The organism is Mycobacterium sp. IDUB_28, assembly GCF_055419285.1.
Window position 1 is genome coordinate 877,981 of record NZ_JBVAXK010000001.1, and the last position, 20,063, is coordinate 898,043.

The 20,063-nt window shown below is 65.5% G+C and carries 13 protein-coding genes and 1 tRNA gene; 6 read left to right on the plus strand and 8 right to left on the minus strand.

Features of this window, described 5'->3' with window-relative positions; genetic code table 11:
• Positions 1–2: 2 nt before the first annotated feature.
• From ACZYZ9_RS04000 to ACZYZ9_RS04015, 4 genes are all read right to left on the minus strand, one after another.
• Positions 3–419 (minus strand): acyl-CoA thioesterase, encoded by a 417-nt coding sequence (locus ACZYZ9_RS04000; RefSeq protein ID WP_463824878.1) that lies wholly within the window; start codon positions 417–419, stop codon positions 3–5.
• Positions 416–5,254, minus strand: a complete 4,839-nt coding sequence (locus ACZYZ9_RS04005) for an NAD-glutamate dehydrogenase (RefSeq protein ID WP_463824879.1) — start codon at positions 5,252–5,254, stop codon at positions 416–418. Before ACZYZ9_RS04005 ends, ACZYZ9_RS04000 begins: the two co-directional genes overlap by 4 nt.
• A gap of 51 nt (positions 5,255–5,305) precedes the next feature.
• A complete protein-coding gene (ettA, locus tag ACZYZ9_RS04010; protein ID WP_463824880.1) occupies positions 5,306–6,982 on the minus strand; it encodes an energy-dependent translational throttle protein EttA in 1,677 nt (558 codons plus the stop codon).
• A gap of 79 nt (positions 6,983–7,061) precedes the next feature.
• Positions 7,062–7,562, minus strand: a complete 501-nt coding sequence (locus ACZYZ9_RS04015; protein ID WP_463824881.1) for a single-stranded DNA-binding protein — start codon at positions 7,560–7,562, stop codon at positions 7,062–7,064.
• A 191-nt stretch (positions 7,563–7,753) separates the two neighbouring features.
• On the opposite strand from ACZYZ9_RS04015, the gene ACZYZ9_RS04020 reads away from it, so the two are divergent.
• Complete coding sequence (locus tag ACZYZ9_RS04020) at positions 7,754–8,494, plus strand: hypothetical protein (RefSeq protein WP_463824882.1); 741 nt, start codon at positions 7,754–7,756, stop codon at positions 8,492–8,494.
• Here the strand turns inward: ACZYZ9_RS04020 and ACZYZ9_RS04025 are convergent.
• From ACZYZ9_RS04025 to lipQ, 4 genes are all read right to left on the minus strand, one after another.
• Complete coding sequence (locus ACZYZ9_RS04025) at positions 8,442–10,853, minus strand: glycerol-3-phosphate 1-O-acyltransferase (RefSeq protein WP_463824883.1); 2,412 nt, start codon at positions 10,851–10,853, stop codon at positions 8,442–8,444. The two genes, ACZYZ9_RS04020 and ACZYZ9_RS04025, sit on opposite strands and share 53 nt — an antisense overlap.
• 8 nt (positions 10,854–10,861) lie before the next feature.
• Positions 10,862–12,607 carry an HAD-IB family hydrolase gene (locus tag ACZYZ9_RS04030; RefSeq protein ID WP_463824884.1) on the minus strand — a complete coding sequence of 582 codons (1,746 nt, stop codon included), beginning with the start codon at positions 12,605–12,607 and terminating at the stop codon, positions 10,862–10,864.
• Positions 12,604–14,058, minus strand: coding sequence for a WS/DGAT/MGAT family O-acyltransferase (locus ACZYZ9_RS04035; protein ID WP_463824885.1), 1,455 nt, complete (start codon positions 14,056–14,058; stop codon positions 12,604–12,606). Before ACZYZ9_RS04035 ends, ACZYZ9_RS04030 begins: the two co-directional genes overlap by 4 nt.
• 152 nt (positions 14,059–14,210) lie before the next feature.
• Positions 14,211–15,470: an esterase LipQ gene (lipQ, locus tag ACZYZ9_RS04040; RefSeq protein ID WP_463824950.1), complete on the minus strand. Its 1,260-nt coding sequence runs from the start codon at positions 15,468–15,470 to the stop codon at positions 14,211–14,213.
• Positions 15,471–15,657: 187 nt separating this feature from the next.
• On the opposite strand from lipQ, the gene ACZYZ9_RS04045 reads away from it, so the two are divergent.
• The 5 genes from ACZYZ9_RS04045 to ACZYZ9_RS04065 all read left to right on the plus strand — a co-directional run bounded on the left by ACZYZ9_RS04045 (position 15,658) and on the right by ACZYZ9_RS04065 (position 19,887).
• Positions 15,658–15,731 (plus strand) — tRNA-Arg (locus ACZYZ9_RS04045).
• Between the two features lie 271 nt (positions 15,732–16,002).
• Positions 16,003–17,088: a tyrosine-type recombinase/integrase gene (locus tag ACZYZ9_RS04050; protein WP_463824886.1), complete on the plus strand. Its 1,086-nt coding sequence runs from the start codon at positions 16,003–16,005 to the stop codon at positions 17,086–17,088.
• Positions 17,089–17,292: 204 nt separating this feature from the next.
• A complete protein-coding gene (locus ACZYZ9_RS04055) occupies positions 17,293–17,496 on the plus strand; it encodes a helix-turn-helix transcriptional regulator (protein WP_463824887.1) in 204 nt (67 codons plus the stop codon).
• 88 nt (positions 17,497–17,584) lie between these two features.
• The gene (locus tag ACZYZ9_RS04060; RefSeq protein WP_463824888.1) at positions 17,585–18,568 is read left to right on the plus strand and encodes a bifunctional DNA primase/polymerase; all 984 of its coding nucleotides are present in this window, start codon (positions 17,585–17,587) and stop codon (positions 18,566–18,568) included.
• Between the two features lie 134 nt (positions 18,569–18,702).
• Positions 18,703–19,887, plus strand: a complete 1,185-nt coding sequence (locus ACZYZ9_RS04065) for an AAA family ATPase (RefSeq protein ID WP_463824889.1) — start codon at positions 18,703–18,705, stop codon at positions 19,885–19,887.
• Positions 19,888–20,063: the final 176 nt, after the last annotated feature.

Sequence of the window (20,063 nt, forward strand, 5' to 3'; positions counted from 1 at the left end):
TTCTAGTCCCTGAGCCACCGCTGCAGATACTCCCGATGGTGAGGTGTCAGGCGCACCAGGCGCTGCTCCTCGATGTGCACTGCGGCGAGTTGCGACTCGGCGATCACGGCGGGTTTGGATTCCGGGTCGGCATTGACCGAACGAACCTCGTAGCCCAGGGTGAAGTCCACCGCGCGCAGCCGCTTGGTCCAGATGGTGACCTGCAGCGGCGAATCCACCAGCCGCAATTGATCTTTGTAGGTAACCCGCACGTCAGCGATCAGCAGACCGATGGTGGTGATGTCGGCGCCGAACGGCTCACGCAGGAACGGCACCCGCGACTCTTCGAGAATCGTGACCATGGTGGCGTGGTTGACATGCTGGTACATGTCGATGTCCGACCACCGCACCGGTACCGGCGCGACGTATCCGATGCTCACCCTGACGATCCCCGTCCGCTGGTCCGTGTCATGCGCCGGATCTGACGGGCCGCCACCGACAGCGTCGCAAGATCCTTGGCACCGCTCTGCTGAATCTCGTCGAGCGTCCGCCGCGCCCGATCCACCCGCGAGGCGCTGATGTGCTCCCACTCGGCGATCTTCTCTTCACCGCTCTCCCCGGGCTCCCCCACTGCCAGCACGTCGAAACACAGCGACCGCAACGAGGCGTAGATGTCGTCGCGAATCGCCAAGCGCGCCAAGGAGTGCCAGCGATCGTTGCGCTCCAGCTCGGAAACCGCGGTCAGCAGTGAGTCGGTGCCCAGGTGGTCCATCAATGCGAAATAGGTGTCGGCGACGTCGGCGGTCTCGATCTCGGTGATATCGGCGATGTCGATGATGTCGAGCAGGCTGTAGCGGTACAGGCCGACCGCGACCCGGTAGGCCAGGTCCGGTGGTGCGCCGAGCGCGGTGAATTCCGCCGCTTCCTTCTCGACGATGGCCTTGTCGTCGCCGCGCAACCACTCCGACATGCGCGGTGTCAGCGCCTTCACCTTGGCGGCGAAACGGTTGATCTCGGCCCCGACGGCCAGCGGCTGCGGCCGGTAGTTGAGCAACCAACGTCCGGCCCGGTCGATAAGCCGCCGGGTGTCCAGGGTGAGGCGGTCGGACAGAGCGACGGGCAGGTTGGCCGCGCGGATCCGCCGCCACACGTGGCCCACGCCGAAGATGGCGTCGGTGGCTGCGTAGGTGCGCACCGCGTCGAGCGGACCGACACCCACGTCCTCGGTGATCCGGAACGCATACGTGATGCCCGCGGTGTCCACCAGGTCGTTGATCAGCATCGTGGTCACGATCTCGCGGCGCAGTTGGTGCGTGCGGATTTCCGGAGTGAACCGGTCCCGCAGCGGCTTCGGGAAGTACTGCGGCAGCCGCGAGGCGAACACATCCTGGTCCGGCAGCTCGGTTTTCAGCACCTGCTCCTTGAGCGCGAGCTTGACGTGCGCCATCAACGTCGCGAGTTCGGGCGAGGTCAGACCGATGTGGGCCTCCGCGCGCCGTAGGATCTCTTTCTCCGACGGCAGCGCTTCCAGTTCCCGGTTCACACCGCGTTCGGCTACCAAGTACTTGATCTGGTCGGCGTGCACCGGCAACAGGCTGGCCGCGTTGGCCCTGCTGGTGCCCATCAGATCGTTCTGGTCCTCGTTGTCGGTGAGAACCAGGCGGGCGACCTCGTCGGTCATCGATTCCAGCAGCGCGGTGCGCTCCTCGGGTTTGACCTTGCCCGCGGTGACCAGCGAGTCGATCAGGATCTTGATATTGACCTCATGGTCGGAGCAGTCGACGCCGGCGGAGTTGTCCATCGCATCGGTGTTGATGCGACCACCCGAGAGGTCGAACTCGACGCGGCCCAACGCCGTCACCCCGAGGTTGCCACCCTCGCCGACCACCTTGGCGCGCACCTGGTTGGCATTGACGCGCACCGGGTCGTTGGCGCGGTCACCGACGTCGGCGTCGGATTCCGATTCGGCCTTGATGTAGGTGCCGATGCCGCCGTTGAACAGCAGGTCGACCGGCGCCTGCAGAATCGCCCGGATCAAATTGGGGGGCGACATCTCGGAGACCTCGCCCTCGATGCCGAGCGCCGCGCGCACCTGGGCGCTGACCGGGATCGCCTTCTGATCGCGGCTGTACACGCCGCCGCCCTCGCTGATCAGCGAGACGTCGTAGTCCTCCCAGCTGGACCGGGGCAGGTCGAACATCCTGGCGCGCTCGGCCCACGACGTCGCGGCGTCGGGGTCGGGGTCCAAGAACACGTGCCGGTGATCGAAGGCGGCGATCAGCCTGATGTGCTTGCTCAGCAGCATGCCGTTGCCGAACACATCGCCACTCATGTCGCCGACCCCGACGACGGTGAAGTCCTGGGTCTGGGTGTCTACCCCGATTTCCCGGAAGTGGCGCTTGACGGCTTCCCAGGCGCCGCGGGCGGTGATGCCCATCGCCTTGTGGTCGTAGCCGACCGATCCGCCCGAGGCGAACGCGTCACCGAGCCAGAATCCGTAGGACTTGGCGACGTCGTTGGCGATGTCGGAGAAGGTGGCGGTGCCCTTGTCGGCGGCCACCACGAGGTAGGCGTCGTCGCCGTCGCGGCGGACCACTTCGGCCGGCGGATTCACCGCACCGGTCAGCTGGTCCACGTTGTCGGTGACGTCGAGCAGCCCGGAGATGAACAGCTGGTAGCAGGCCACACCCTCGGCGCGGGTGGCGTCGCGGTCGGCGGCAGCGTCCCCGGTGGGCAGCGGTGCCCGCTTGAGCACGAACCCGCCTTTCGCCCCGACCGGCACGATGACGGCGTTTTTCACTGCTTGTGCCTTGACCAGGCCGAGGATCTCGGTGCGGAAGTCGTCGCGACGGTCCGACCAGCGCAGCCCGCCGCGCGCGACCGGGCCGAACCGCAGATGCACGCCTTCGACACGGGGCGAGTAGACGAAGATCTCGTATTTCGGTCGCGGCAGCGGGAGTTCGTCGAGCAGCTGAGCATCGAGCTTGAGCGCCAACACGTTCCGGCTGCGCGCCGAACCTTCGCGCGTCACAAAGTAATTGGTGCGCAGCGTGGCCTGCACCAGCGAGGCGAACGCGCGCAGGATGCGGTCGGTGTCCAGGCTCACCAGTGCGTCGATGTCCGCGGCGACGGCGGCGGCCGCGGTCTGTGCGTCCCGGCCCGACGGCGATGCCGGCGACGGGTCGAAGAGCGCCTCGAACAACGCCACCAGAGACGTTGCGGTAGAAGCGTGTTCGTTCAGGACCGATTCGATGTAGGACTGGCTGTAGGGAAAGTTCGCCTGCCGCAGGTACTTGGCGTAGGCGCGCAGCAGTACGACCTGCTGCCAGGTTAGTCCGGCACGCATGACCAGTTCGTTGAACCGGTCGATCTCAACGCGCCCGTGCCAGATTGCGGTGACCGCGTCGGCGAACCGTCGGGCGGTCGCTTCGCGCTCGGCCGCACTGGAAGCCGGCCGGATGGTGGGGTGCGGCGAGATCTTGAACTGATAGATCCACACCGGCAGCCCGTCGCGCCGGGTCACGGTGAACGGCCGTTCTTCGAGCACCACCACACCCATGCTCTGCAACATCGGCAGCAATTGACTCAGCGAGGCGCTGCGCCCGCCCAGGAACCAGGTCAGTTGGGCCAGTCCCTGTTCGTCGCCGTCGGCGAAGACCAACTTGACTGTGTCATCGGCCAGTTCGTTGATGACCGCGATGTCGTCGATGGCCTGGGCCGGGGTGACGGCCTGCTTGTAGGCCTCAGAGAAGGCCGCGGCGTAATGCTCGGCATCGGCGGATTCGACGGCGCTCTCCGGCAGCGCGGCCGCCGCAGCGATCAGACGGTCCGACCAGGTTCGGGCGGCCTCGCTGAGCAGCGCCTGAATTCGGGTGCGGTTGGCTTCGGAGACGTCGACCGGCGCGAGACCGCCGTCGGCGTCACCCTGTGGCAGCCGCACCATGAAATGCATGAGCGCCCAGGGCGATTCACTGACCCGGGCGGTGAATTCCAGTCGGGTACCGCCGAATTCGCGGACCAGGATGTCCTCAATCTGCAGCCGCACCGGCGTGGTGTAGCGGTCGCGCGGCACGTAGACCAGGCACGAGACGAAGAACTGTAGCCGGTCCGCGCGCAGGAACAGCAGGGCACGCCGTTGCGACCCCATGTCGACGACGGCTTTGGCCATGGTGAGCAACCGGTGGGCGCTCAGGGTGAACAACTCGGGCCGCGGAACGGTCTGGATGACGTCGAGCAGCAACTGGCCCGGGTGGCTCGGGTCGCTGCCGGCCAGGGTGAGCGCGTCGCGGACCCGATGCGAGATCATCGGGATCTCCAGGACGTCGGCGTTCATGGCGGCCACCGTGAACAACCCGACGAAGCGGTGCTCGATCACGCCGTCGTCGACGTTTTCGCGGACGGCGATCGCGTACGGGTAGGCGCCGTACCGCAGGTAGCTGCCGACCGAAGCCTGCGCCAGCACGAGCAGCTTGTCGTCGTCGGTGAGGCGCGGCCGGGTGCCGCTGCGGGCGCGCAACACGCCCAACCCGCTGGAGCCGTCGCCGATGACCAGACCGTCCTGCACCCGGCACGGCTGGTAGCCCAACAGCAGGAAGTTGCCGTCGTCCAGCCAGCGCAGCAATTCGGCGACCTCGTGGCGGTCGGGCGCCGCATAGTGCCCTTCGGGGTCCTCGTCGACGGTCGTGGCCAGCTCGCTCAGCGTCGCGATCATCGCCGTCGCATCGGTGGCGACCCGCTGCACATCGGCGAGCACCTTCGGCAGCAGCCGTTCCACTTCGGCGAGAGCTTTGCGGTCGACGGACGACGAGAGTTGCACGTGGATCCAGGCCTCGCCGACGTAGGGCGATTTGTCCTGCGACTTCGCCTGGATACCGAGCAGTTCTCCGGTCGGGCTGCGCTGCACCTCGAACACTGGGGTCATGATCGCCGTGTAGAACACGCCTAGCCGGTGCAGCAGCACCGTCACCGAGTCCATCAGCATGCTGCCGTGCTCGGTGACCACCTGCAGCGCCGGACCGAAGCCGCCCGAGTCATCCACGGGGTAGACGGCGACCCGGCTTTCCCCCGGCGGGCGGAGACGACCGAGCCGGTAATGGGCAGCCAGCAGTGCCGGTGTCACCGCCAGCGCGGGCGCCGACCCGGGTTGAGATCCGTCTTCCTGCGATCCCCGGTAGCTGTCGGTGTAGGCCTTGACTATCCAGTCAGGGATGTCTGCGTCCTGCGTGAATGAGGTCCACGCCGCGACGTCCTCCTTGGCTCCGGGATCGATCGTCATTCCGATTGCTCCCCACTCGTGACGGACCCAACTGGGTTGGCAGAGCTGACACTAGTCCCGTGTAAGCCTGCGATGGGTCACTCTGTGCGGACGCGCCGCATCGGCACCGAGGCGTTCGACCTTGTTCTCCTCGTAGGCGCCGAAGTTGCCCTCGAACCAGAACCATTTGGCCTCGTTGTCGTTGTCGCCCTCCCACGCCAGGATGTGGGTGCAGGTGCGGTCGAGGAACCAGCGGTCGTGGGAAATCACCACTGCGCAGCCGGGGAAGTTCACCAGCGCATTTTCCAGTGAGCTCAGCGTTTCGACGTCCAGGTCGTTGGTCGGTTCGTCGAGCAGGATCAGATTGCCGCCCTGTTTGAGGGTCAGCGCGAGGTTCAGCCGGTTGCGTTCGCCGCCGGACAGCACGCCTGCGGGTTTTTGCTGGTCGGGACCTTTGAACCCGAACGCCGACACGTAGGCCCGCGACGGTACCTCGGTCTGGCCTACTTCGATGTAGTCCAGGCCGTCGGAGACGGTTTGCCACACCGTCTTCTTGGGATCGATGCCGGCCCGGCTCTGGTCGACGTAGCTCAGCTTGACGGTGTCGCCGACCTTCACCGTGCCGCTGTCCGGCTCCTCGAGCCCGACGATCGTCTTGAACAGCGTCGTCTTACCGACCCCATTGGGTCCGATGACACCGACGATGCCGTTCCGGGGCAGCGTGAAGGACAGGTCCTTGATCAAAGTGCGGCCTTCGAAGCCCTTGTCGAGGTGGTCGACCTCGACCACCACCGAGCCCAGGCGGGGTCCGACGGGGATCTGGATCTCCTCGAAGTCGAGCTTGCGGGTCTTCTCCGCCTCGGCAGCCATCTCCTCGTAGCGCTGCAGTCGGGCCTTGCTCTTGGCCTGACGCGCTTTGGCGCCGGATCGGACCCAGGCCAGTTCCTCTTGCAGCCGTTTTTGCAGCTTGGCGTCTTTGCGCCCCTGCACTGCGATCCGCTCGGCCTTCTTCTCCAAATAGGTCGAATAGTTGCCTTCGTAGGGGTAGGCGCGGCCGCGGTCGAGCTCCAAAATCCATTCCGCGACATTGTCGAGGAAGTAGCGGTCGTGGGTGACCGCCAGGATTGCCCCCGCATAGCTGGCTAGGTGCTGTTCGAGCCACTGCACGCTTTCGGCGTCCAGGTGGTTGGTCGGTTCGTCGAGCAGCAGCAGATCCGGTTTGGATAGCAGCAGCTTGCACAGTGCGACGCGGCGCCGTTCACCGCCGGAGAGGTTGGTGACCGGTTCGTCCGGCGGCGGGCAGCGCAACGCGTCCATAGCCTGCTCCAACTGAGAATCCAGGTCCCACGCGTCGGCGTGATCCAAGTCCTCCTGCAGCCGGCCCATCTCCTCCATCAGCTCATCGGTGTAGTCGGTGGCCATCAGCTCGGCCACTTCGTTGAAGCGGTCGAGCTTGACCTTGATCTCACCCAGGCCCTCTTCGACATTGCCCCGAACGGTTTTCTCTTCGTTGAGCGGTGGTTCCTGCAACAGGATGCCCACCGTTGCGTTGTTGGCCAGGAAGGCGTCACCGTTGTTCGGCTTGTCCAACCCGGCCATGATCCGCAAGACGCTCGACTTTCCGGCCCCGTTGGGGCCGACGACGCCGATCTTGGCGCCGGGATAGAAGCTCAACGTGACGTCGTCGAGGATCACCTTGTCGCCGTGCGCCTTGCGGACCTTCTTCATCGTGTAGATGAACTCAGCCATGCCGCGGTGTTGCCTTTCTGGTCTTCAAGAAACTCGCTGTGAAATATCCGCGGACCATCCTATGCACCACCGCGGTCCGCTAGGCCGACAGTGGCAGCGCCCGGCGTCCCGCCGCATCGGCACCGACGGTCAGATCCAGAGCGGGTTCATCCGTCCCGGCGAGTTCGCCGTCGGTTGCGGCGGCGTCCGGTAGGCCGGTTGCCGCGGTGGTCGCGGCGTCCTCCCCGGTGCGGCCCGGGGTCTCGACCCGCAACCGGGACAGGTCCGGTCCCACCGCCGTCGCGCGCATCTCGACCGAGGAGCGACGGTTGCCGTCCTTATCGTCATATTCGCTGGTGTAGACGTGGCCCACGACGATCACCGGAGAGCCCTTACCGAGGGTGGCGCCCACACCCGCGACCAGCCGGCCCCAGCAGTTGACGGTGATGAACAGGGAGTTGCCCGACTCCCACCCACCGTCACTGGTGCGCCGCCGCGAGTTGCTGGCTACCCGGAACTTGATCAGGTCCTGCTCGCCGACCTTGCGGCGCTGCAGGTCGTTGACGATGTGACCGACGACGGTGAGGGATGTTTCGAACATTGCGCTGATTCCTTCCGATTCGCCGGGGGTCCTTCCCCGGTCGCGTGCTTGTCTGGAACCCATTGAGCGCCGAGTCACCGACACCCCGAGCCGGTGATCGCTGCGAGGGTGGCACCCTGTGGAAAACCCCGCGACTGTGGATAGGTCGATGCGGCGCGATTACCGTGGACGACGTGGCGGCGGTGGGGGCAATGAACGTCGTTGATGACATGTGGCCAGCACGCTGGCTAACCGAGAGCGTCCGAAGCTTCGCCCACAATGTGGGGTCGCTGTTGCCGGCTACCTTCGCGGCCTTCGCCCGGGTGTTCCACCCAGCATTTGACGGCTCGGAACAGGTGCGCTGGGCGGAGGTCGCGCACGCCAACAACAAGGTTGCCCACCCCCGGATGCAGTTCACCGCGCTGACCGGTTACGCGTCGCGTTACGACCCCGCCTATCGCGCGTCGCGACCCGGAGTGTTCGAGGAAGCACCGGCGGCGGGGACCCTGCGGCCTGAGATCGCCGGGCCGCTGTCGCGGATCCTGGCGCGGCACACGACGACGGCCGACAAGTGCTGGTTCGCGGTATGGCACGGTCGCAGTGACCTTGACCGGGCGTTTCACGGTCGGCCGACCTTCGAGTTACCCGCCCGCAGCTATCACCTTGCCTGCGGTCCGATCACCGCCGCCGCGCAGTCGGTGGCAGCGCCGGGTTTTCGGCACCTCTCCCCCAACCTGTGGTGGCCCGATGACCAGGCCTGGTGTGTGATTACCGAAATCGACCTGGACAGCACCTATCTGGGCGCCTCGGCGGCCTGTGTTGAGGAAATCGTGGCCGCCCCCGGTCTGGAAACGGCACGCGTCAGCGTGAGCGTCGGCATCACCGCGGACAGCGACGCCCTCAATCCGACGGGGACGACGGATCCGCCCCAGCAAGTTTGGCCGCGCCGGTGACACCAACCTCCCGGTGTTTTGCGATGCGTTGTTGGCGCGCCTGAAACTCCCGCTCGGCGAACCGGTTGCGCGCGATCTGCCCCACGTAGGTGAAGTCCCGCAAAATATTTCGCAGTTCGCGCCGGAACGTCTCGCGGCGCTCAGCAAGGTCCGGACCCCGCGCGATCAGATCCTGGTCGGCGGCCACCTGTCGGGCGGTGTCGAACAACAGCGTCGACACCGACTCGCTGCTGCGAACCCGTCCCTGTGCGACGTACTGCCGGCCCACGCCAAGTGCCAGGTCGGTCAGTTCCTCCCGGCCGATGTCTGCCGGGGCATCGCGCAGCACATCGGCGACAATCTCGTAGGCCTCGAAGAACACCCGCAACATCGCTTCGGACATCAACGGGCGCTTGGCGTACAGAATCTTCTCGATCTGCTCGCCACCGGCCGCCACGTGCGCTTCCCAATCTTGGTGCCAGGCAATCTCTTCGGCGATGTTGGCGCGGAAGGACGCCGAGTCGGCGAAGTAGAAGTCGAATTTCAGCAGATCCCGCAGCCGCATCGCCTGCGCCCAGAACGCCTCGACCCGGTCGCCCTCAGCGTGCCGGGCGTGCGCCAGCGCCAGTTCGACGATCGATGTCTCCAAGAATGCGTGAATCACCGAGTTGCGATAGAACGCCCCGGCGTGCTCGTCCTCAGGTGCGATGTACCACACCGGTTCCCGCCCGCTGTCGACGCGAGTCACCGGGTGCCCGTTGGACAATGCGTCCACGGCTGCCCGCACTCCCTCACGGGAACGCAACCGCAGCGCACTGGTGGACACCGGCGTCTGCTTGCGGTCCAGGTAGTCCAACGAATCCTGCAATGTGTGGTGCAACTGATCGAGGGTCAGCGCTGTACCGCGAGTCGTCAGCAGCAACGCCGAGACCAGCCCGGTCGCCGTCACCGGTGTGGACTGCAGGATGCGCCATGCCACCTCGAATGACATCTTCTGCAGCGCAAGCCTTTTGGCGGCATCATCGTGGGCCAGCGGACCGTGCGGTTCGCCGAGATACTGGCGCATCGACACCGCTTCGGGGAAACGCACGTAGATCTTGCCGTAGTTGCGTTCGCCCTGGGCTTTGATGAAGTTGTAGAGCCAGCTGAAACCTTCGGGTGTCTTCTCCGCACCTTGGGCGTAGGCCGCGTATTCGGCGATCTCGTGCAACTGGTCGAAACAGATCGAAACACCCTGCAGCAGAATGTCTTCACTGCGACCGTCGAGGTAGGCATCGGCGACATAACTCATCAGCCCGAGCTTGGGCGGCAACATCTTTCCGGTACGCGACCGGGTGCCCTCGATGGACCAGCTGAGGTTGAACCGCTTTTCGACGATGTAACCCACGTATTCCTTGAGCACATACTTGTAGAGCTTGTTGTCGCCGATGTTGCGCCGGATGAAGATGGTCCCCGACCGCCGCATCAACGGTCCCATCACTCCGAAAGACAGGTTGATGCCACCGAACATATGGACCGGGGGTAATCGGTTGTCCTGCATCGCAACCGGTACCACCGCGCCGTCGATGTAGGAACGATGCGAGAACAGCAGCACCGCGGGATGGGCTTCCAGCGCGGTCCGCATGGCCGCGACTTCATACTCGTCGTAGTCGAATTCCGGATCGAAGCCGCGGCTGAGCAACTTGCCAAGGACCGAGATCACGTCTACCGAGGCCTGGCTCCAACCCGTCGCCAATTCGTCGAGCATTTTGCCGGCTTCCTCGACGGTGGCGCCGGGGATCGCATCGAGTCCGGCGCGAAAACGCGCTGAGGCCAACATTTCCGGCTTGACCAGTCGAGGTGACTTGTACTGCGGTCCCAGGATCCGGTACTCCGCGCGGGCCAACGCCAGCAATGCGCGCCGGGTGACGAACTGCGCGAATTCTCGGGGGTTCTCAGCGACGGTTGTTTCGTGCCACTGCTGGCGCAGCTCGGACACCCTGGCCGACTCGCCGGCCACCACTCGTGCGCGCCACGGCTCGGTGCGCAGTATGCGTCGCTGCTGACGTTGACTGGGGTGATAGGGATCCCGGCCTGGGAGCAGCGCGGCCACTTTGGCCACCTTGCCGCGGTCGGCGGGCGGCAGCCAGAAGACCCGTACCGGCACGATCGACCGGTCGCCCCCCGACTCGAGCTGCTCGATCAGCGCGGTCAACGCCTCCGGCGGCGCGTCCTCCGACGGCAGCTGCACCACATCCAAGGATGTCTGCGGGCAGCGGTCCCGCTGCGCGCCCAACCAATCGGTGACCAGCTTCACCTCGACCGCTGTGTCCATCGACGCGAGTACCAGCGCGTCTTCGGCAGTCAGGTCTGCGCTGGTGTCGGCGGCCGGCTTCGTCACGGCCGTCCTCACTGATCCGCGTTGGGCTGGTGCGCCTCAACATCTTTGGGTTCGACGGTTGATTCGTGCGGGGTGATGTTCGGCGTCGCCTTCGGGGTGGCTGGCAGTTTAGTCGGCGCCTTTTTGGCGGGCGCCTTCTTCGCGGCAGCCTTTTTCGTCGTCTTGGCCGGGGCCTTCTTGGCGGCAACCTTCTTAGCAGGGGCCTTCTTGGCAGCAGCCTTCTTCGGCGGCGCTTTCTTCGCGGGTTTCCGCGGTTTGTACAGCGCGGGCTCGGGCAGCTCGTCGATCGGCCAATTCGACAGCGTGTCGAGGTAGAGCTGGCGAATTTCGGCAATCCGTTCGGGCAGGTTGTCCAGCGTCCAATCATCGACCGAAATCGGCGGGAAGACTGCGACATCGACCGTGCCAGGGTTGATGGTGGACGAATTGCGGGATGCGACGATCTCCGCGTTACGGATCACGATCGGGACGATTGGTATCCCGACCGTCATCGCGATCCGGAACGGCCCTTTCTTGAACGGGCCGACTTCGGTGGTGTCGAGCCGGGTACCTTCCGGCGCCATCAAAATGGACAGTCCGTTCTTGGCGCGTTCCTCAACGGTGTGCAGTGTCTCCACGGCTGCGGCCGAGTCGTCGCGGTCGATGAACACCCCCTCCAGCACCTTGCCCAGCGTGCCCATGATCGGGTCTTTTTCGAGTTCTTTCTTGGCCACGGCAACCCAGTTGTCGCGGATCAGCGCGCCACCGATGATCGGATCAACTTGGTTGCGGTGGTTGAAGATAAACACCGCTGGACGCTGCGCGGTGAGATTCTCCCTGCCGATGACATTCAGGTGCACTCCAGCGGCAGTCAGCACCGTCTGGGAGAAGTTGGACGTGAAGAAATTCACCCCCCGCCGCCGGTTGCGGGTCAAGAGCCCGACCCCGACCGCGCCGGCGGCGATGGGCAACATCGAACCGAACCCGGCCAGGGTACGGATCTGCCGGCGCAGCCCTACCCCGCCCCGGCTGTCGAATTTGAGGATCGGCCAACCGCGACGGTTGGCGACGGCGGCCATCTTGCCTTCGGGATTCGTCGGGCGCGGGTTGCCGACGAGATACATCAGGGCGACGTCCTCGTCACCGTCGGCGTAGAAGTAACTGTCCTTCAGGTCGATGTCGTGCTCAGCGGCAAACCGTTGCACCGCAGCGGCTTTGCCCGGCCCCCACAGGATCGGCTTCACCACACCACCGGTGAGGATCCCGTCCTCGTTGGTCTCGAACTTGTTGGTGAGGGTGTTGGAGATGCCCAGGAACCGGGCGACCGGGTTGACCTGAATGGTCAGCGCCGACGAACTGAGCACCACGGTGTGCCCGCGGGCCACGTGGGCGCGCACCAATTCCCGCATCTCGGGGTAGATCCGCGATTCGATCCGCTGGTTGAACAGCCGTTCCCCGATTTCATCCAGATCGGTCAGGACCCGTCCGGCCAGCGCCATGGACGCCCGGCTGATGAGTTCCTCGAACTCGATGCGGCCCAGCGAGTGATTCAGCGCCCCCTGCACCATGCTGAGCAGCTCACCAACCCCCATGTCGCGGCGGCGTAACCGTTCCTGGGTGAGGATGACGGCGGTGAACCCGGCCACCAACGTTCCATCCAGGTCGAAGAACGCGCCGACTTTCGGGCCCGGCGGACTGGCCATGATCTCGGCGACCGAACCGGGCAGCCTCAGGTCCTTGGACCGCCCCGCGTCGTTTTCGTCCGCTGCGCTCACGACGACACCGCCTGCTCAGACTCGAAGGACGCCGCCACCGCACGCGGCGGCGGATCACCGGCGAGCGCCAAGATCTCGTCGAATCCGTCCAGCAGGCACTGCGCGAACAACTCGTCCTTTCGCACCGAAGCTCGGTCGTAGCGCACGGTGATGGTGCACCAGCCGCCGCGCGAGATCAGCACCACCATCATCGCCACACCGGGCAGCGGCCCGATGCCGTACTGCCGCAACACTTTTGCCCCGGCGATGAATGTGTCCCCCGGGTACACCGGGACATTGCTGGCCTGCACGTCGGACCCGATCACCGAGCCGGTGATCCCTTCGAGCACCGCGGTGGGCAGCACACTGAGGACCGGCGCGATGGATCCGACGATGTTCATAGCGGGTTCGTCGCGGCGCTGGGTCATCTGCGCGCGGATCTTCTTGATCCGCGCCACCGGGTCGACCGTGCCGACCGGCGCCGCCAGGTTGACGCCGGTGAAGTTGTTCCCACCCGCCGCGTCGCCGTCGGACCGCAGGTTCACCGGCACCGCCATCGGCAGGGTTTTGATCGGCACTCCGAGAGCTTCGTGGTAACGCCCCAGCGCACCGCACAGGCCGGCGAGGTACGCGTCGTTGATGGACCCGCCGGCGGCTTTGGCGGCCTTGTGCAGATCGGCGAGTCGGATGTCGATCACCTCGGTGCGGGTGGTCAGGCTGCGCCGCCGCAGCAGCGGCGAAGGCTCGGCGGCCCGGTTCAGCACCCGCGCTCCCGACACGGCGTAGCCGACGACACCCGACACCGTCGACACCGGATCCAGCACCGCGCGTCCGGCCGCCGACACCGCACCGGTCAGCGCGCCCAGCGCACCGCCAACGATGGCGAGGGGCAGGTGGTTGATGCCTTGGCGCATCAGGTCGTTGGGGGTGAGATCCTCCGGAACCGGCTGCGGGGGCATCGGCCTGGGCGGTGGGTCGCGCTCCAAGTCGTAGATCTCGGCGAACATCTCCACGCTGCCCACCCCGTCGGTGACCGCGTGACTGAGGTGCAGCAGAGTGGCGGCCGTGCCATCGGCCAGACCCTCGACCAGGGTGGCCGTCCACAGCGGTCGCGAGATGTCCAACGGCGACTGCAACATCACTTCGGCGAGATCAAGAACCTCGCGCAGCGTGCCGGGTTCGGCCACCCGCATGCGACGCACATGGAAATCCAGGTTGAAATCGGGATCGACCACCCAGCGCGGCGAAGCCGTCGGGAGCGTCGGCACCACGACTTTCTGCCGCAGCCGCAACACTTTTCGGGACGCATTCTCGAAACGGGACCGGAATCGATCCCAGTCGGGAGTCGTATCCAGCAGTTCCAGCGCCATGATTCCCGAGCGCGTTCGCGGATTCGCCTCGCCCCGGTGCATCAGATAGTCGACCGGTCCCAACTCGTCCGACAACCCGACGGGCCCGCCGGACTCAGCCACGGTCACGTCCCTTGGCGAGCCGGGCAACTCGACACCTCACCGCTGATCGAACCTCCTGCTTGAACCCCGCCATCGAAATGCCAACACAACGCTAGTCGCGTTGCGGCGGTGGTGAAAGGTGAGGATCGGCTCAGGTATCGCGCGGATGCCGGTCAACTGGCCGAATTGGCCACCAGCGCCAGCGAACCCAGCGACGCGCTGTCCCGTCGCCCGTAGACGACGCCCAGGAAGTCGGCGACGGCATCAGCGGCCAGCCGGGAGCGGACCGTCGGGGTGATGTCGAATGCGTGGTGCGCGTTCGCCAATTCGGCATACGTCACCGTCTCCGCCCCGGCCTGACGCAGTGCGGCGCAGAACGCCCGGGCCTGGCCGCTGGGCACCAGCTCATCCTTATCCCCGTGCAGCACGAAGAACGGCGGGGCCTCGCTGTGCACGTAAGAAATGGGCGAGGCGGCGACGTAGCGTTCCGGGTGCTTGTCGAAGCGGGCCTTCATCACGAACTGCTCGAGGAACGGCAACATCATTTCGTGCATGTTGTCGAAGTCGGTGAAGTCGTAGACGCCGTAATAGGGGGCGACCGCCTGAACCGTGGTGTCAGCGCGTTCGAAGCCCGGCTGGAACGTGGGGTCGTTCGGGGTCAGCGCGGCCAGCGAGGCCAGGTGGCCGCCTGCTGAGCCGCCGGTGATCGCAATGAAGTCGGAGTCGCCGCCGTAGTCGCCGATGTTCTCTCGCACCCACGCGATGGCGCGTTTGACGTCGACGATGTGGGCGGGGAACTTGGCGCGCGGGCTCTTGCTGTAGTTGATCGACACGCAGATCCAACCGAGTTCGACCATCCGGCTCATCAGCGTGTAGGCCTGCGGACGCTTGCCGTTGAGGCTCCATGCGCCGCCGGGAACCTGAATCAGCACCGGGGCGCGGTGACCGGGCGCCAGGTCGGGCCGACGCCAGATGTCCAGCAGATGCTCGTTGCCGCCCGGACCGTAGGAGATGTTGGAGGTCTTGGCCGCGTAACGCCGGTGTGGGCCGGGCTTGGGCTTGGGCAGCAAGCCGCGCCGGGGCAGCACCGAGCGGTTGGTGGTCGGGTGCGAGACGAGGTCGCGGAATTCTGGTCCGAAGGCGTGCTCGAGCGCGGCGTTCAGCGCCTCGCCGGCGCGCTGCGCCGCCCAGTTGGCACCCACCCGGTTGATCGACGGCGGAGCGATCCGGGTCAATGCGTGCCCGGTGACGACGTGCGGCGGGAACTCGGTGGCCACCCAGCCCGCCACCCACCCGACGGCGAACGGTGATCCGCGCAGGAGGAGCGAACTGGCCCGATAGGTCGTCTTGGCGTCAGCAGCCAGCTGCGCGCCTTGCCGTCGCGCCTCAGCACCGACCCGCGAGCACCGCGTAGCCACACTGGACAAGCACATAACGAAGTCCACCCCTCGACGTCAGGCACACGCCTCATTGCGGTTAACGGCCGATTACCGGCCGATGTTGTACGTGTGTCGAGGCTCACACAATAACCCATTCGTAGCTGACTTAAACATCTTTCGCGGGTGTTGTGTCGGCTGTGCCGCTTGATATTTCGCGGTTGGATAGACTGACCTGCGCATTGCCTCCGTAGCTCAGGTGGATAGAGCAAGGGCCTTCTAATCCCTAGGTCGCACGTTCGAGTCGTGCCGGGGGCGCTGGTCAGAAAGTTTTTCTGTTTCTCGTCGCAGTGTTCCAGCCCGCAGTCAGCCCGCAACGTCCTAGACTTGCGACATGACGACACGAGGAGCCCGCGCCGGTGTCGAAGACCGATGGCACCGACCAGCCCGCAGAGGCGAGCTGGTGCGGGATCCCGCCAACGCCGGTCCCAGTGACCCGGTGTGGTGCACTAACGCTAAGCACGGGCACCCCGGCACATTGGTGTGCACCGGCAGACATGACCATGGGCAACGTTGGCAGGCCCGGTGGGTGGGCGACGGCAGGGAGCGCTCGAAGAGCTTCGCCAAGAAGGCGGACGCCGAGGCGCATGTGAAGCAAGTGACTGCCGACGTGGTCACCGGCGCTTACGTAGACAGCAGGCGGTCCTCGGCCATCTTCAGCACGATCGCGGAGGAGTGGTTCACCGCCAAACGCCCCGGACTGAAGCCCTCAACAGCAGCTGGCTACCGTTCGCTGCTCGATATGACGGTGCTCCCCCGCTGGCAGGACGTAGCGCTTGCCGAGATTAGCCACGCCGCCGTGCAGGAGTGGGTTACCTGGCTGACCACGAGCAAGGAGGCCCGCCAGCCACGAACGACCGACAAGACCCACAACGAGAAGCGCCAGCCGCTTTCCCCCCGGCGGGCGGTGCAGGCCTACGGCATCCTCAAGCAGGTGTTGGCTTATGCGATCCGCACCAAGCGCCTGGCCGTCAACGTCGCCGACGACATTGCGCTACCGCGCGTGGTGCACCGGGGCGAGACGGCGCTGACGCACCAGGAAGTGGCCGCGCTGGCGGACGCTGCAGGTGACGCCGGTGCGATCATCCTGACGCTGGCCTACTGCGGCCTGCGGTTCGGTGAACTGGCTGCGCTGCGGGTGGGCGACGTGGACCTGACCAAGCGCCGCATCCTGGTCGACAAAGCGGTGGCTCAAGTGACTGGCCAGGGCCTGACCGAGGACACCACCAAGACCCACCAGGCGCGCTCGGTTCCGGTCGTGACTACTGAGCTGGTGAAGGTACTGACCGAGGTCACCAGGGACCGCATACCCACCGAGTACCTTTTCCCGGCCCATGACGGCGGCCCTATGCGCAATTCCTACTTGCGCTGGCGCTTCGATACTGCCTGCGCCGCAGCGGGGCTGACCGGTATCAGCATCAAGACACTGAGGCATACCGCCGGATCACTCGCCTTACAGTCGGGGGCCTCGGTGGTCACCGCACAGCGACTGCTCGGACACAAGGACGCCACAACGACGTTGCGGGTCTACAGCCACATGCTGCCCGACGACTTCGACACTCTTGCTGCGGCGATGGACTCTGCAGTGAACAAAGCCGCCAACGCCAATTCATGACAGCGGCGTTGTTGCTCGTGTAACCTGACATTGCTGAGCCGAAGCACTTCGACGAGTCGGAGTGCACCAATTGATGTTCGGCAACCACTGACCCTGCAGGGGTCTAACACGATTCCCGCTGAGCGGGCGTGGGTGGTTGTCGTGTCCGTACATCACCGGGAAGGCCCGCAAATGTCTTATTCACCTCCTCCTGCTAACCGCAGGATGCGTACCTGTGAAGCTGCCGAGTACACGGGTGTGGCCGAGTCCACACTGAGGTACTACCGTCACGCCGACATCGGCCCGGTCAGCTATTGCATCGGCACCAAGGTCTTCTACGACCAGGCCGACCTGGACTTATGGCTGGCCGCGCAAAAAGCCGCCAGCCTGCGGGGTGGCGCGGACCGTTCCGGCGGAGCGATCCGATGAAGGCCAGATATAGCAATGGCCCGGTCGGTAGGGATCCGGGCCATTGCAGTGAGATCAATCCGCCAGCCGGGCAAGAAGGGTCTCGGCTATGAGCTTATCTGAGCGTAATGACGCCACGGGCTGGCGAGCCCTGCTCAGCGAGGACGAGTGTCAGTTCATCGGCGATCTCGACAGCCTTGACAGCCCGATCTGGACAGCGCCGCCCCACGGTGTCCCACCCTGGAAGGATTGCTGCGTCCAGCCGTGGGCACCGATTGCCACCGCCCCCGAGTTCCGTCGGCCCCTGGGCTGGCAACGGCTGAGCAGCGGTAACAACCGCGACCGGCTGGCGGAGTTCGAGCCGGGCTGGTGCGTGTGCGTCAACCTGGGCGGGCAAGTCGCCGTGGTCGACGTGGACAGCCGCAACGGCGGCGACATCGAGGCAGCGCGCGCCCTGCTCGACGAGCTGAGGGTGCCGATCTTCGCCGAGGTCGACACCCCCTCGGGCGGGAAGCACTTCTACGTCGCCGGACACCCCGACCTCCCCACTCTGCATCAGGACAAGAAGAAGGTCAGGCTGCCGGGATTCCCCGGTGTCGAGATCCTGTCCTTCTGGACCAACGCATTCCTGCCGGGCACCGAGCGCCCGAAGTACGGCTGGCGCGGTTACACGATCGTGTTCAACGAGCTGGCGAAGCTGGCCGAGGAGGGTGACTACGAGGGTGCCGCCGCGCTGACCGCCTGGGTCCGCAAGCGGGTGGCGGAGCAGGTGGGCATCCAACGGGTGGACAGACAGCGCGCTAGGAGTGCCTCCCATCGTCCGGCCCGACCACTACCACCGGGGCTGCCCCCTCGGTTCGGGCACAGGGCACGTCTTGGCCTGGTGCGATTCGTGCGCGAGGCCAGCGAGGGCAACCGCAACGGTGCCCTGCACTGGGCCGGGTGCCAGGCGATCCGCGACGGGTTGCTGGCCCGAGAGGGCGATTCGATGTATGAGGCCCTGGCCGAGGCAGCCGCGTGCGCCGGGCTGCCCGATCGAGAGATCCACCGCACCCTGCGCTCCGCAATGCAGACGGTGGGCGGTGAGTCATGAAGCAGACAGGAGGCACCAGGTTCGGTGATCCGAGCACCGACGGCCATGGGCGTTGGTCTGAAGAGGATAAGCGGGACATCGCAGCAGCGCAGCGGTACTGGCGGATCAACGATGAGGCCAAGCGCCGACAAGACATGGAGAAGGCCGAGACCGGGATGTTCGGCGTGCATGGTGACGAGGATCCATTCGCCCGTGGGTACATCAATGTTGCGGCACTGCTGGCGGGCGGGATCGAGTCCCCGGTACCGGAACTGCTCGCCCGTAGCGACGGTCAGCGCTTGTTTTACCGGGGCGAGGTCAACACCCTGTTCGGCGATCCTGACAGCGGCAAAACCTGGATCATGCTGTGCAGCTGCGCCGAGGTGCTCGCCAGCGGGTGCCGCGTTCTAATCATCGACCTCGACCACAACGGCGCGAAGGCCATCGTCGCCCGACTGCAGGAGTTGGGCGTGTCCGAGCAGGTTGTCGTCGACTTCGACCGATGCCGCATCGTCACCCCCGCAGACGACGCAGAGTTGTACCGGGTGGTCGGCGACTGCATCCAGGAGGACGGCTGGACTCCCGATCTAGTCGGGATCGACTCGGTCGGCGAACTGATGCCGATGCTCGGACTGCGAAGTGAGAGCAACGACGACTTTACCGCCGCCTGCCAGCGGGTGCTCTACAAGTTCGCCGGGACGGGTGCGGCGGTGGTGCTGATCGACCACCTGGCCAAGAACAACGACTCCCGGCAGTACGGTGCGACCGGCGCGGGGGCCAAGAAACGTGCCATCGGCGGCGTGCAGTTGAGGGTGCAGGCGAAGACGCCGTTCCGCAGGGGCCTCGGCGGCAAGGCCCAGTTGTACGTCAATAAGGACCGCCACGGCGGGGTGAGGGAGCACTGCCCGCCGCCGCACTCGGGAAAGAAGGAGGAGTGGGCGGGCACCTTCACGCTTGAGATCGTCGGCGGAAGCCTCCTTTGGACGGTGGAGGCCCCGTCGATGGACCCCGCCGCTGACAGGGGTGAGTTCCGCCCGACCCACCTGATGGAGAAGGCCAGCCGGGTGATCGAGGAACACCCTGGTGTGTTCACCCGCGACCGAGTGGCTAGGGAGGCAGGAGGAACCAAGAAATACACCCTCGCCGCCATTGACCTCCTCTTCGCAGAAGGGCACGTCACTAAGAGCGACGACCGGTACCCGCGCTACACCTCGGTCAAGCCGTACCGGCAAAGCGACGACCCGATGGCCAGAACGAACGCCGCCGACCTTCAGCAACGCCTGAAGCAGAACAAGGAAGCCAGCACCGAGGAGGGGGTCAATGACTCGGGAAAGCGCTAGCCGTTCGGTCGTTCGGAGGTCGTTCGAGTCGTTCGACAAGAACGGCAAAGCGTCCCTCAGAAAAGTCGTTCGTCGTTCGTCACGCCCTATAGGGGCGAACGACTTCTGGAACGACTTTGATGGCTACTCCGAACGAATATCCCATTGTCCTCAGTCGAACGACTTTCCCCAAAAAA